Annotated in this window: 10 protein-coding genes; 9 read left to right on the top strand and 1 reads right to left on the bottom strand. The window is 51.5% G+C overall.

The window, feature by feature from the left end:
• Window positions 1–13: 13 nt before the first annotated feature.
• Entirely contained in the window at window positions 14–850 is an 837-nt protein-coding gene (locus tag AB3G37_RS11955; protein ID WP_369790853.1) for an ABC transporter permease, read from the top strand.
• A 310-nt stretch (window positions 851–1160) separates the two neighbouring features.
• On the opposite strand, the gene AB3G37_RS11950 is transcribed toward AB3G37_RS11955, so the two are convergent.
• Entirely contained in the window at window positions 1161–2213 is a 1053-nt protein-coding gene (locus AB3G37_RS11950) for an SET domain-containing protein (protein ID WP_369790852.1), read from the bottom strand.
• A gap of 785 nt (window positions 2214–2998) precedes the next feature.
• Between AB3G37_RS11950 and AB3G37_RS11945 the strand changes: the two genes are divergently transcribed.
• From AB3G37_RS11945 to AB3G37_RS11910, 8 genes are all read left to right on the top strand, one after another.
• Window positions 2999–3631, top strand: coding sequence for an RraA family protein (locus AB3G37_RS11945; protein WP_369790851.1), 633 nt, complete (start codon window positions 2999–3001; stop codon window positions 3629–3631).
• Window positions 3632–3702: 71 nt separating this feature from the next.
• The gene (locus tag AB3G37_RS11940) at window positions 3703–5043 is read left to right on the top strand and encodes an MFS transporter (protein WP_369790850.1); all 1341 of its coding nucleotides are present in this window, start codon (window positions 3703–3705) and stop codon (window positions 5041–5043) included.
• Between the two features lie 50 nt (window positions 5044–5093).
• Window positions 5094–7181, top strand: coding sequence for a hydantoinase/oxoprolinase family protein (locus AB3G37_RS11935; RefSeq protein WP_369790849.1), 2088 nt, complete (start codon window positions 5094–5096; stop codon window positions 7179–7181).
• Window positions 7181–8860, top strand: a complete 1680-nt coding sequence (locus tag AB3G37_RS11930) for a hydantoinase B/oxoprolinase family protein (RefSeq protein ID WP_369790848.1) — start codon at window positions 7181–7183, stop codon at window positions 8858–8860. Before AB3G37_RS11935 ends, AB3G37_RS11930 begins: the two co-directional genes overlap by 1 nt.
• A gap of 2 nt (window positions 8861–8862) precedes the next feature.
• Window positions 8863–9669, top strand: coding sequence for an SDR family oxidoreductase (locus AB3G37_RS11925; protein ID WP_369790847.1), 807 nt, complete (start codon window positions 8863–8865; stop codon window positions 9667–9669).
• A gap of 54 nt (window positions 9670–9723) precedes the next feature.
• Window positions 9724–10881, top strand: coding sequence for a pyridoxal phosphate-dependent aminotransferase (locus tag AB3G37_RS11920; protein ID WP_369790846.1), 1158 nt, complete (start codon window positions 9724–9726; stop codon window positions 10879–10881).
• A 135-nt stretch (window positions 10882–11016) separates the two neighbouring features.
• Window positions 11017–11622, top strand: a complete 606-nt coding sequence (locus AB3G37_RS11915; RefSeq protein ID WP_237712997.1) for a TetR/AcrR family transcriptional regulator — start codon at window positions 11017–11019, stop codon at window positions 11620–11622.
• Between the two features lie 112 nt (window positions 11623–11734).
• Window positions 11735–13006 (top strand): Glu/Leu/Phe/Val dehydrogenase, encoded by a 1272-nt coding sequence (locus AB3G37_RS11910; protein WP_369790845.1) that lies wholly within the window; start codon window positions 11735–11737, stop codon window positions 13004–13006.
• The last annotated feature ends 189 nt before the right edge of the window (window positions 13007–13195 follow it).

Below are 13195 nucleotides of genomic sequence, written 5' to 3'. Positions count from 1 at the left end.
AAGGAACTAAACCATGACGACTCATAAAACCCAGGGTTCGACCTTACTGCGACTGTGGCGCTGGGCCTTTAACTGCTATAGCTGGGCGACTTTGCTGTTCCTGATTATCCCGATTTTGGTCATTGTGCCGCTGTCTTTCAATTCCAGCTCATTTCTTAGCTATCCGCTGAGCGGTTTTTCATTGCGCTGGTATCAGAACTTTTTCCATTCCAGTGAATGGTTAGGCTCACTGGGCAACAGCCTCTTAATTGCACCGTTGGCGACTTTACTGGCCACCGTGCTGGGAGTGTTGGCCTCGATGGGGCTGGTGCGCGGCGAATTTCGCGGAAAATCAGTGGTGATGGCCATCATTATTTCGCCGATGATTGCACCGGTTGTGATCATCGCCGTTGGGATGTTCTTCTTCTTTGCCCGAGTGTCGCTGTTAAACAGTTATGTCGGCCTGGTATTGGCACACGCCTTGCTGGGCGTGCCTTTTGTCGTGGTCACCGTCACGGCGGTATTAAAAAGCTATGACAAGAATCTGTCTCGCGCGGCAGCCAATCTTGGTGCAAATCCGTGGTATACCTTCCGCACGGTAACCTTGCCGCTGATCGGCCCGGGCGTGTTTTCTGGGGCGCTGTTTGCTTTTGCGGCCTCTTTCGATGAAGTCGTCGTGACGCTGTTCCTATCAAGCCCCGGCCAGCGCACCTTACCGATTCAGATGTTTGCAGGGATTCGCGAAAACCTCGATCCGACTATCGCCGCCGCCGCGTCAATTATGATTGCTGCTTCGCTTATCCTTTTGATCGTGATGGAGCTATTGCGCCGTCGCGGCGAGCGTCTCAGGCAGTCTATGCCAGCGCATTAAAAACCAGGAGGGCCTGATGGTCCTCTTTCTTAGCCTCATATTTTGGCTGCTTTTTTAATCCGCGTACAATTCTTAAGTACGTACCTAACCTATAACTACGTACCTAACCTATAAATAGGTGCCAGGGACATGGGCTGGCATAGACTAATGCTTTATAAAGTTATTATTCAGATCTGGGGTAATATAATAAATGCAACACCGAGGGAAGTTTATTGCTGAACGTGTTGCACTTGTTAGGCTAATCTAAAGATATTTTTAGTTTCATGTAAGATTAGCTACTCCCTCACCAATATTTCGTTTGTCTCTATTTTTATCTTTGAGCGTTTATATCATAATTAAAGCAAAGTTGCTCACCCGACTTTATATCTCTCATTGAAGAAAAAGCTAAAATTTGCAATTGTTCTTTATCTGATACTCGTTCGACGCGGGCATGATAACAATCTAAATTATTTCTTTCATGATCCATCACCACGCCATAGGTGCCTATTTTTGTCGCTGTATTTAACTTCATGGATATGTCCATTCCTTCAATAAAAGACGTATTTTTGTCGTCACATGAAACTTTGCGGGTGTAATATTTATCGCAGCCTACCAGTTTCCTAATCTTCTCATCATTTTCTTTATCTATTTTTTCGTCCAGAAGCATTCCGCCGAATAGAAAGACTGTGGTATTACTTTTGATATCATTAAGAGCAAAAACGCCTTCTTGGCCAATAAGAACACTTTCATGAGCAGGAACATCTTCTTCTTTAATGGTTCTTACGCATAAGTTTGATTGTGTCCATTTCTTGTGACTTTGATAATCATCAATGATTTTTATTACATCATCGTTAAAAAAAAATTCCTTACTGTCGTCCATGCCTGCGTAAACCCAACAATGTCCGATTGTTTCAATTTCGACTGGTTTCCCTTGTTCATCTATAAGTGGCGATGTCGTTAAAGTATCGGGGTTGTATTGTGTCAGTAAGGTAAATAGTTTTTTATTACTATCGAGGGATAGCTTTTTAGGGATTGTACAATTTTTTAACTTGTGAATTAATGTAGATGAAGTCTCATTCCGTATAGCCTCAAAAAAAACATCAATTTTTTTATTTTTATCATTAATTAACCCTGACTTTGTGCACTCTGCAAGGAATGCGCGATTTTTCGATGGAAGATCTTCCAGCCTATTTTTAAATGCTGAAGTTTCAGGTAGTGCCAACTTTGCATCGTCGGTAAATGTGCTTTCTTTAAGTTGAATATTAGGTTGAATTAAGGTGTTGCTGACATTATCGATCTTTGTCGTATTCGGATTGTTTGTCTTCGAATCATTTGTATTTCTTAATAAGGTACTTCCTTTTACAGCATCTGTAATTTTGGGCATCAGATTCTTCTCCTTTATCTGATTAATCAATGGATGTTGGAAGTAGGGTACTATTTTTGGATATCACTTTATCGATTACTTTGCCAAATTGAGAGGGAAGTCAAAGATAAATCAAAGGCGGGTTTGATAAACGGTTCTATAAGGGGATTTTTATTGTCTGATAATGTGAGCCGGAGAGGGGCGGGAGCTTCTCGTTAAATATAAATGCCAGATTGTCCGTTTTCATACGTGAACCGATGCAACTATCATCTATCAACCAACTATCAGTTATCAGCTATCAGCAACTTTTTAGAAACCTTTCTTCCACTCTCTCGATTTTGATACCTCGCACGGCCATGCACCAATTTTGTGCGCTATGCCACAAATAATAAAATCCGTTACCCCTGCTATCAGGCCTTATTCAATCTGTTAAAAATCCCCTTAAAATCATCCGCCCTTTATTGGTGCGAATGCTGATTCCTTATGGTTATTTTGCACCAAAACAAACAATTAAGTTTGCATTATTCTGCTGAGGTCATAAGAAAATTGAATGGAAAAGATTTTTGCCATTAATAATGTTATCTACATCACAAAACAAACACTCATAAAATTATCTAAACCAATGATTTTAAAAGATTTATAAATTTCAGTGAACGATATATTTAGAGCCTCATAATAATTAAAGTTCGACTGATTTGACCGTTTGGTTTAGAAAAAAAACATTGAACATTTAATTTTTAAAATGATAAAACATTCTCATTCGATAATTGTTTTTCATTTTTAATCCCTACAGAAGGTCTGAGAAAATGGCATTAGAAACCGCAGAAGTTCGTATTGCAGAACGTTGGAAGCGCCCGTCAAGAGAGTGGCTTGATGCTTTTGCTCCTTTCCCGGTTGCCAATATTGGTGACGCCATGGAGCGATTGAGCATGTGTGATGCCGGCATTATTCCATTGACCGCCGACAGCGCTTTCATCGGCTTTGCCTTTCCGGTTCAGGTAACCGCGGGAGACAACGCGGCGGTGATCATTGCCCTGGACTATATCGAAGAGGGCGATGTGATGATGATTAATGGCATGGGGCATGTTGATCGCGCACTGGTTGGCGAGCAGTTAACTCAGCGTTTTCAAAATGCCGGCGCTCGTGGGCAAGTTATCGACGGTGCGGTGCGTGACAAGAAAATTATTGAATCAACCGCGTTTCCAACCTTCTCTCGTGGCACGAGTCCTGCAGGGCCTTACAAGAATGGTCCGGGGGTGATTGGCGAACCGGTGGCCATCGGCGGCGTGGTTTGCTGTGCCGGTGACATTGTGGTTGCCGATCAGGACGGCATCATCATCATTCCTTTCTGGAGAGCAGCAGACGTACTGGAGAAAGTCAAAGAAGTGGCACGACGTGAAGCCGAGATGACCGCAGAAGTCACCGGCCAATACCGCTAAATCACAGCGCACATGACCGGCCCAGTGGCATAAAGGGCCGGATTTCAACACTACTTTAGCAGGGCAGAACAATGAATAAATCTCAGGTTGCATCGATGGACTACGCTTTGCCGGCAAAAGACTCAACACAGAATAATGTGGTCAAACGCGCCTCTCTGGCGGGCGGCGTGGGTTCCTTTGTTGAATGGTACGATTACGGCATTTACGGTTTGCTGGTCAGCACGCTGGTGCTGGTATTTTCCGCCAACGACATGAACACCACCGACGCAGGCCTGATGCTTACGTATCTGGGCTTTACCGTCAGCTTCGTTGTTCGCCCTTTTGGTGGCGTAATTTGTGGGTACCTGGGCGATAAAATGGGCCGCCAGAAATTACTCGCCATCCTGTTATTGATCATCTCTTTGGCGACCGCCGGTATTGGCCTGCTGCCAAGCTATGAAAGCATCGGCTGGGCCGCACCAGCGTTACTGATTTCACTGCGCATTGTGCAAGGTTTTTCTGCTGGTGGCGAAGTTTCCGGTGCCGGATCGTTTGTTGCCGAATACGCCGAGGATCATCGCCGTGCAGTAGTGATGTCGCCGCTGGTGATGGGGTCATTTATTGCATTATTGTTCGGTAGCCTGCTGATTAGCGGCCTGATTAATATCTACGGTGCTGAAGCGATGAGAGCCTGGGTATGGCGCGTGCCGTTCCTGCTGGCTATCCCGATGGCACTGATCGGGGTTTACATTCGTACTCGTATTCAAGACACCCCGCATTTCCAGATGGTAAAACAGAATAAGTCAGTGGTGCGTAATCCAATCCGCGAAGTGCTGACCTCAAAACGTCATCTGAAAGCTATCGCGCTGGCAGTGACCTTACCGGCGGTCAACGGCCCTGGCTACTACGTACTGTTTGTTTACATGCCAACTTATTTGAACAAAGTCATGCATTTCGCTCAGGTACAAAGCCTGATGGTGACCGCTTGCGGCCTGCTGACCATCATCGGCGCCATTCCAATGATGGCCTGGCTTTCCGACCGTCTGGGGCGTAAACCGCTGCTGATTTCCTCGGCGATTGCCATGGCTGTATTGGCCTATCCATGCTTCTGGCTGCTGACGCTGGGCATGATGCCTCTGGCCTGCATGGCCGCCATCTTGCTGGCCTTTGCCTTTGCCGGACACGCCGCGGTTATTCAGTCCACGCTGGCGGAAATGTTCCCGACCAACGTGCGCTACAGCGCCTACAGTATTGGTTTTAACCTTTCTACCGTAATTTTTGGTGGCTCAGCGCCGCTGCTGATGACCTGGCTAATCGGCCTGACCGGTATTGCCAGCATCCCAAGCTATATGGTGATTTTGACCGCCATGCTGACCCTGATTAGCACCTTATTTCTTAAAGAAACAGCCGGTAAGCCGCTGCGTGCGGAATAACCGAACCCTGAATGCGTTCATCGAGCTACTGAAAATCTGTCGAGGGAATTATGAAAAACGCGTCAACATGGCGAATGGGATTTGATATTGGCGGCACCTTTACTGACCTGGTGCTGCTCAACGATGAAACAGGCGTTGCGCTTCGTCATAAAACGTTGACCACGCCGCACGATCCTTCTGAAGGTGCTTATACCGGCCTGACTCAGTTGGTGGAAATGGCGGGGCTGGAAGCCAGTGATATTCACACCATTACTCACGGCACGACCTTGGCAATCAATGCCTTACTGGAAAGACGCGGCGCAAAAACCGCCTTTGTAGTGACCAAAGGTTTCCGCGACGTGCTGGTGCTGGGACGTGAGTATCGTTACGACATCTATGATCTCAACGGTGCACCCGCGGCACCGTTGATCCCTCGCTCGCAGGCTTATGAAATCAATGAGCGCGTGACCAGCAAGGGTGACATTGTCACGCCACTGGAAGAAGGCGAGGTTGTGGATCTGGCCGCGAAGCTGCGAGCTGAAGGCTATGAGGCCGTCGCGGTGCTGTGTATGCATGCTTATGCGTGGCCTGAGCATGAAAATCGTATCGAGGCCATTTTCAGTCGCGAGTTGCCGGGTGTCTCAATCTCGGTTTCACATAAAGTTTCCCGCGAAATTCGTGAATACGATCGCGGCGTGCTGACCGCCATGAATGCCTTTGTCCAGCCCAAAGCCCGACACTATATGGCACGTCTCGAGCATAAATTACGCGAAGGTGGCTTTACCTGCGACTGGCTGGTGATGGGGTCCAACGGCGGGTTGATGGCACCGCAAGTTGCTGCCGATTACCCAACGCGCATCATCGAATCTGGTCCGGCGGGCGGCATTGTAGCCACCGCAGCCTTTGCCCGTAAAAACGGCCATGCTCAGGTGCTGGCGTTTGATATGGGCGGCACCACCGCGAAAGCCTGTGTGGTGCGCGATGGTCAACCTTCGATTACCACTGACTATGAGGTCGGTCGCGCCGATCGCCTGCTGAAAGGCAGTGGTTTGCCGGTAAAACTGCCGGTGGTAGACATGATTGAAATCGGTGCCGGTGGCGGCAGTATCGCTCGCGTTGACTCCCTCGGCCTGCTTGAAATCGGTCCCGAGAGTGCCAGCGCCTATCCTGGCCCAGCCTGTTACGGCCGCGGCGGTGAACTGCCAACCGTGACCGATGCCAACCTGGTTCTCGGCTTGCTGGACCCCGATGCGTTTCTTGGCGGTCGCATGACTCTCGACGTAGAGGCCGCGCGCAGAGCTGTCTCGCGCATTGCCGAACCGCTGGGGTTGAGTATTGAAGACGCTGCCTGGGGCATCCATGAAGTCGCCAACAGCAAAATGGCTGAAGCGCTGCGCACTCACTCAGTTGAGAAAAACGTCAGCCCGCACCAGATGACTATGCTGGCGTTTGGCGGCGCGGGTCCGAGCCATGCCTGGTCGCTGGCCAAGATCCTGTCGGTGAAGAAAGTGTATTTCCCGAACGGTGCCGGGGTGTATTCCGCCTTTGGTTTGCTGACTGCACCGCCAAGTGCCGACTTCGTGCGCAGCGACCGCTGCCGCTTGCAGCCAGGCATTGATATGGCGGCGGTACACAGAAACTTTGCTGAAGGTTTCGACGAAGCTTTTACCACTCTCGCCGCTGCCAATGTCGACTCGGCCACTGCCAGCACGCAGAAACTCGCCGACGTGCGCTATGTGGGTCAGGGGTCGGAACTCACCGTAACACTGCCAACCGCCTTTATCGAAAACGGCGATGTCGCCACGCTGATTGCCGCCTTTGAAGAAGCACACTTTGCCCGTTTTGGTCGCATCCTCAAAGGTCAGGGCGTGGAAGTGGTCAACTGGCGCGGTCGCGTACAAACCACGCCACCGCTGATGAACACCAGCGACAGGCAAGGCATACCGGATGAAGGCGCGCAGGAGAAAACGCTGGCGGTTTATCTTGGGCGCGACAGCGGTTTCAGTGACTGCCGCGTAGTGCCGCGCAGCCTGATGGTCACTGGCGAATGGATTGCCGGACCCGCGTTATTGCAGGAAAAAGAGTGTGCAATTTATGTCGGACCGGGTGCGTCCGCCATGCTTGATGAACAAGGCAACATCCTGATGGAGCTGAAATAATGACAACCTCAACCCCTGACAATCTTCGTTTTCTTAATGATCCGATAAGCCTGCGGATCACCTGGGACCGTCTGGTCAGTATTTCTGAAGAAGCCGCCGCGACGCTGGTCAACATGGCGTTTTCCAGCATTATTCGCGAGGTGGGTGACTATTCCTGTCTGCTGATGGATGCCAAAGGCAACTCTCTGGCCCAGCCGAAAACCAGTGTACCGGTGTTTATCGGCACTTTACCGGCCACTGTGCGCCATTTGCTGGCTAAATATCCGGCTGAAACCTTGAAACCCGGCGATAGCCTGATAACCAATGACCCTTGGCTGGGAACCGGTCACCTTAACGACGTCACTATCGTCACGCCGGTATTCCGTGATGGACAACTGGTCGCCTTTACCGGCTCGGCGGCGCATATGTCTGATATCGGCGGCTCGCTAAACATGGGTTCGTCTCGTGACATGTTCGAGGAAGGGTTCCTGATCCCGCCAAGCAAGCTGATGCTGGAAGGTGAAGTAAACCAACAGCTGCTCGACCTGCTGCTGGCCAACGTTCGCTCGCCGGACCAGGTTGAAGGCGACCTGCACGCCATGCTGGCTGCCAATCAGATCGGTGCCAACGGTCTGCTGGGCCTGATGGATGACCTGAAAATTACCTCGGTAGAGCCGCTGGCCGAGAAGATCCATTCTCTGACTGAAAATGCCATGCGCAAGGCGATTGAAGCCGTGCCGGATGGCCGCTATGAAGCATCGGTGGATATTGGCGATTACGAGGGCGACATTCACCTCAACGTGGCGGTTATCGTTGAAGGCAGCAATATTGTTATCGACTATGCCGGTTCCTCTGCCGAATCACTGTTTGGCAGCAACTGCCCGATGTCGTTTACCTACGCCTACAGCGTGTACCCGCTGAAGTGTTTGCTGGAACCGAACCTGCCGAATAACGAAGGCTGCTTTAAATCGATTACTGTGACTGCGCCGGTCGGCTCAATCGCCAATGCGCGCCCACCTTGTGCGGTAGAAATGCGTAACCGCGTTGGCCACATGGCACACGCCGCAATCTTTACTGCGCTGTCAGAAATTATGCCAGAGCGCGTGATGGGCCACTCAGGCAGCGCGCCAGTGACCTGTGACGTATTCGCCGGGCAGTTCGACGACGGCCGCCGCTTTGTTGAAAGCCTGTGCGTTAACGGCGGCACTGGCGCGCGTCCTTCCGCCGACGGCATCGTGACCGGATTCCCGGGCAATATGTCATCTACGCCGGTTGAACTGATGGAGTCCGCGACACCGTTGCTGTTTACCGAAAAATCCATCGTGCCGGATTCTGGTGGTGCAGGTCGCTATCGTGGCGGCGTGGCCCAGCGCATGGTTATCCGCAACACCAGCAAATTCCCGCTTTCGCACAGTATGTTCTATTCACGGCAGAAGCATCCCGCGCAGGGCGTGCTCGGCGGCGAAGCGGGTGCACCAAACTACATCGCCATCAACGGCAAACCGCTGGAGAAACCGGTGGGTCGTCACGACGTGTTCCCCGGTGATGAAGTCACTATTCAGATGCCAGGCGGCGGCGGTAAAAGCCCGGTTGGCGAGCGCAGCAAAGCGGCCATTCTGTTTGATTTGCAGGAAGGCTATATCACCGAAGAAGGCGCAGTGCGCGACTACGGTGTTTCACTTGAAGATTTAAGAGGTTAGGCATGGATACTTTACAAGGAAAAGTCGTCATCGTTACCGGTGCCGGCAGTGGTATCGGCAAGTGTTCGGCAGAACTGCTGGCCGCTCGCGGGGCGAAGGTAGTACTGGTTGGTCGTCGTAAAGCAGTGCTCGATGAAGTGGCTGCGGGAATTGTGCAGCAGGGTGGTCAGGCGTGGAGCTGCGCCACGCATATCGAGAATAAAGAAGAAGTTCAGGCTCTGGTCAGCTGGGTCAATGCTGAACTCGGCCCGGTTGATATTCTGGTCAACAATGCAGGCAGTGCCAGCAAAACGCTGAACGCGCGCTGGATCGAAGAGGAAGAATGGCAGCAAGTACAGGATGTCAACCTCAAGGCAGTGTTTCTGCTGACTCAGGCGGTATTGCCAGACATGCTGGCCAGCAAGAATGGCACCATTATTACTGTTTCTTCGCTGGCGGCGCTGCGTCCTAATCTTTTGGGCGGTGCAGCCTATGGCGCGGCCAAGGCAGGTGTTCGCAACTTTATGACTTACCTGCATAACACCTTCCGTAACGACGGCATTCGTTCGACCTGCATTCTGCCAGGTGAAGTCAACACGCCGATTATGGATAACCGCGCCAATCCGCCAAGTCAGACTATCCGCGACAACATGGTACAGCCGGAAGATGTCGCCGAGGCGGTGCTGCTGTGTGCTGGTTTGCCGGCCCGCACAGTGATTGAGGAACTGATCGTCGCGCCGACCGTGATGCGTGATATCTCCGGCGACCTCGAAGTCAGTCGCTGGAAGGGCGCGCCAGAAAGCCTGATGGCAGAAAGAGAACGCTCTTGACGGTTACCGTAGCGCTAAATCCTTGTTGATGATTGACCCGAATTAAGGTGAAACATGTCTTCTTTAAATAAAAAGTTTATTGCGGCTGAAGCCGTATTGCGGATTGAACGTACTTCACTGCGCGTGCAGCAACCGGCCTCCAGCGGTGATATGGTTTCGTTGGCGATGGGCGAACCTGATTTTGATACTCCGCCGCGCATTGTTCAGGCTGCGGCTGATGCACTGAAAAATGGCTTCACTCATTACGCGCCACTGCTGGGTGACAAACTGCTGTGCGAAGCGCTGGCCGAAGAGCTTGCCGAGCAGTCCGGTTTCCCGGTCAAACAGGGTGAAGTGCTGGTTACTCATGGTGGTACGGCAGGTCTGGCGGCGGCAATTTTGTCCATAGTTAATCCCGGCGACCGTGTCGTGATCCCTGATCCAACCTATTCACTGTATGCCGATCTGGTTAACATGGCCGGCGGAATTTGTGTGCCGATGCCGTGTAAAGCCGACCTGCATTGGGATCTCGACCGCCTTGCCAACAGCCTGGAAGACGCGAGGCTGTTTGTGTTCTGTAACCCCGGCAATCCCACCGGTATTGTGCATACCCGTGAAGAAATTGAAACACTGGGCCGTCTGGTGAATCAGCATGATGTGCTGGTTATTGCCGATGAGGCCTATAGCGATCTCGTCTTTAACGGTAAACCGTTTACCAGCGTACTTGGCGTGCCGGCTTTTCGCGGGCGTACGCTATTTTGCCAAACCTTTTCAAAGAGCTATGCTATGACAGGCTGGCGCGTGGGTTATCTTGCCGGACCGGCGGAGATGATTGCCGCCGCGGCCCGTGTGCACAACACGGTAAACGGCTCGGTAAACACCGCGGTGCAGCGTGCCGCAGTGGTCGCATTGAAGGAGTGCAAAGATGACGTCAAACGTATGTATGATGTTTATAAAGAACGTCGCATTCTGATGATGGAAGGGCTGTTGTCGATTCCTGGGTTGAAACTCAACGAACCTGAAGGGGCGTTCTACTGCTTCCCGTCCTATTCGTTGCCTATCCCGGCCATTGATATGGTGGCGCTGCTGCGCGAGCAGGGCATTGCAGTGCGTCCGGGGAGTGAGTTTGGCGCGGCGGGAGAAGGGCATCTACGCCTGTCTTACGCGGCAAGCAAAGAGTCGATCGCTGAGGGTGTCAAACGTCTGAAACGCGGTCTGGCTTCGTTGGGCTAGCCAAATTCGGTCAGGTGCATTATTGGAAATTCCAGTAATGCACCTTTTAAAACGTAGCGGATTTCAACAGCGCACCACAGGGTTAATCCTGCGCTACAGAAACAAATTATAGGCAGAGAAACAATGGCAAAAACGATGCGAAGTGATACCGAAAGGAACCGCAAAAACCTGATTCAGGCTGCTGCGCGGCTGTTTGAAGTCGCCGAAGACCCTATCAGTATGACGGAAATCGCCAATGAAGCCGGTGTTTCTGTCGCCACCGCCTACCGTCAGTTTGCCTCGGTTGAAGAGGTTTTAAACACTTACCGTCAGGAAGTCGGCCAACTATTGTTGGAATACAGTGAAAAGCAGACCGGCAGCGGCCTTGAGAAGCTGGAAAAAGTCAGCCGCTACTGGATAAAACTGGTGCGTCAGCGCGGCGCGGCGATGGTGCCAATGCGTAATCGCCGCGGGTATCTCGAACGTTTATGGGAAGGCGCCGAGTATCTGCTGGTGCAGGCCAACGCGGTGCGTCCGCCCCTGCGCGAGGCAATGCAGGAGATGAGTCTTCCTGATATCGGCGACAAGGCAGTGTTTCTGTGGAATATCTTGTTTGACCCGCGTGAGATTTTTGACCTGATCGACACCGTTGGCCTGAGTGAGAAACAGGTCGGCGGGCAGCTAATGTCGGTGCTGTTGGGTGGTCTGCAAGGTTTTGCCCACGTTAATGCGTTCACTGTCGAAGACTTTCGGGTGAAGTAAACGTTTGCCGCTGGCCTTATTAATCTGGCGGCAATATTCTTCCCGACCTAATTAACTCTTATTTATCACCCCCCGGTGAGGAATTTCTTCGCCTAAAATCAGAGGTTTAATAATGACTGCGCTATCTTATGTTTCGGATGAAGCCGATTCGGCCTGGGCGACTTATCTCGCTCAGGTTGAGCGTGTATTGCCTTATCTGGGGGACTTGACCCGTTGGGCAGATACGCTGCGACACCCTAAACGCGCCCTGATCGTCGATATTCCGCTAGAGATGGATGATGGCACCATCCGCCACTTTGAGGGCTTTCGCGTGCAACACAATCTTTCTCGCGGACCGGGAAAAGGCGGTGTGCGTTTTCACCCCGATGTGACGTTGCAAGAAGTGATGGCGCTGTCTGCGTGGATGACCATTAAAAGCGCCGCGCTTAACCTGCCGTTTGGTGGCGCAAAGGGCGGGGTGCGGGTCGATCCGCGTGAATTGTCGATAAAAGAACTTGAACGCCTGACCCGTCGTTATACCAGCGAAATAGGCAACATTATCGGCCCGCAGCAAGATATTCCAGCCCCGGACGTTGGAACCAACGCGCAGGTGATGGCGTGGATGATGGATACCTATTCGATGAATGTTGGCGCAACCACCACGGGTGTGGTGACGGGCAAGCCGGTTCATCTTGGCGGATCTCTCGGGCGTGTCAAGGCCACCGGGCGCGGAGTGTATGTCACGGGCGTGGCGGCGGCTCAACGTATTGGACTGGAAGTGAAGAACAGTCGCGTGGCGGTGCAGGGATTAGGCAACGTTGGCAGTGTGTCTGCCGAGCTTTTCTATCAGGCAGGTGCAAAAGTAGTTGCAGTTCAAGACCATAGCGGCAGCCTGTATCGCGAAGACGGAATCGATATTCCGGCGCTGCTGGCCTGGCAGGTTGAGCACGGCAGCATTGCCGGTTTTGCGCAGGCAACGGGCATTCGTGATGATGAATTTTGGCTTAAATCTTTTGATATTTTGATTCCGGCGGCGCTGGAAGGGCAAATCACCGAACAACGCGCCGGAGCGTTGAGCTGCAAACTGATACTGGAAGGCGCCAACGGCCCGACCTTACCTGCTGCCGACGATATTCTGCGTCAGCGTCAGATTACTGTTGTGCCGGACGTAATTTGTAACGCCGGTGGTGTGACCGTCAGCTATTTCGAATGGGTGCAGGACTTCTCGAGTTTTTACTGGCGTGAAGAAGAGATCAACCAGCGTTTAGACAGCATCATGCAGGATGCGCTGAGCGCGGTATGGAGTAAAGCCGAGACCCTGAACGTGACCTTGCGTACCGCCGCCTATGCGGTAGCCTGCGAGCGAATTTTATTGGCACGTAAAGATCGCGGACTTTATCCATAACAGTATCAATCTATTTATCACTTCCTTTGCTGGCAATATTGCGCTTTCTGTTAATTGCGTAAGACTCACAGCGGAGGCATAACCGAATACTAATAATAATAAATCTGTCTCCTCCCCAGCAGATATCGTCGTATTTTCACCCGCTTGATGGCGGGTTTTTTTGCTTTTTTATGCATAAACAGAGGATGC

The sequence above is a fragment of the Rouxiella sp. WC2420 genome (genome assembly GCF_041200025.1).
GTDB lineage: Bacteria > Pseudomonadota > Gammaproteobacteria > Enterobacterales > Enterobacteriaceae > Rouxiella.
The sequence above is the reverse complement of the archived record's forward strand: the minus strand, read 5'-3'. Positions and strand labels throughout refer to the sequence as shown.

What these genes read in the sequence shown, in the direction of transcription:
- AB3G37_RS11955 (WP_369790853.1), top strand. Translation starts at nt 14, where the DNA reads ATGACGACTCATAAAACCCAGGGTTCGACCTTACTGCGACTGTGGCGC.
- AB3G37_RS11950 (WP_369790852.1), bottom strand. Translation starts at nt 2,213, where the DNA reads ATGCCCAAAATTACAGATGCTGTAAAAGGAAGTACCTTATTAAGAAAT.
- AB3G37_RS11945 (WP_369790851.1), top strand. Translation starts at nt 2,999, where the DNA reads ATGGCATTAGAAACCGCAGAAGTTCGTATTGCAGAACGTTGGAAGCGC.
- AB3G37_RS11940 (WP_369790850.1), top strand. Translation starts at nt 3,703, where the DNA reads ATGAATAAATCTCAGGTTGCATCGATGGACTACGCTTTGCCGGCAAAA.
- AB3G37_RS11935 (WP_369790849.1), top strand. Translation starts at nt 5,094, where the DNA reads ATGAAAAACGCGTCAACATGGCGAATGGGATTTGATATTGGCGGCACC.
- AB3G37_RS11930 (WP_369790848.1), top strand. Translation starts at nt 7,181, where the DNA reads ATGACAACCTCAACCCCTGACAATCTTCGTTTTCTTAATGATCCGATA.
- AB3G37_RS11925 (WP_369790847.1), top strand. Translation starts at nt 8,863, where the DNA reads ATGGATACTTTACAAGGAAAAGTCGTCATCGTTACCGGTGCCGGCAGT.
- AB3G37_RS11920 (WP_369790846.1), top strand. Translation starts at nt 9,724, where the DNA reads ATGTCTTCTTTAAATAAAAAGTTTATTGCGGCTGAAGCCGTATTGCGG.
- AB3G37_RS11915 (WP_237712997.1), top strand. Translation starts at nt 11,017, where the DNA reads ATGCGAAGTGATACCGAAAGGAACCGCAAAAACCTGATTCAGGCTGCT.
- AB3G37_RS11910 (WP_369790845.1), top strand. Translation starts at nt 11,735, where the DNA reads ATGACTGCGCTATCTTATGTTTCGGATGAAGCCGATTCGGCCTGGGCG.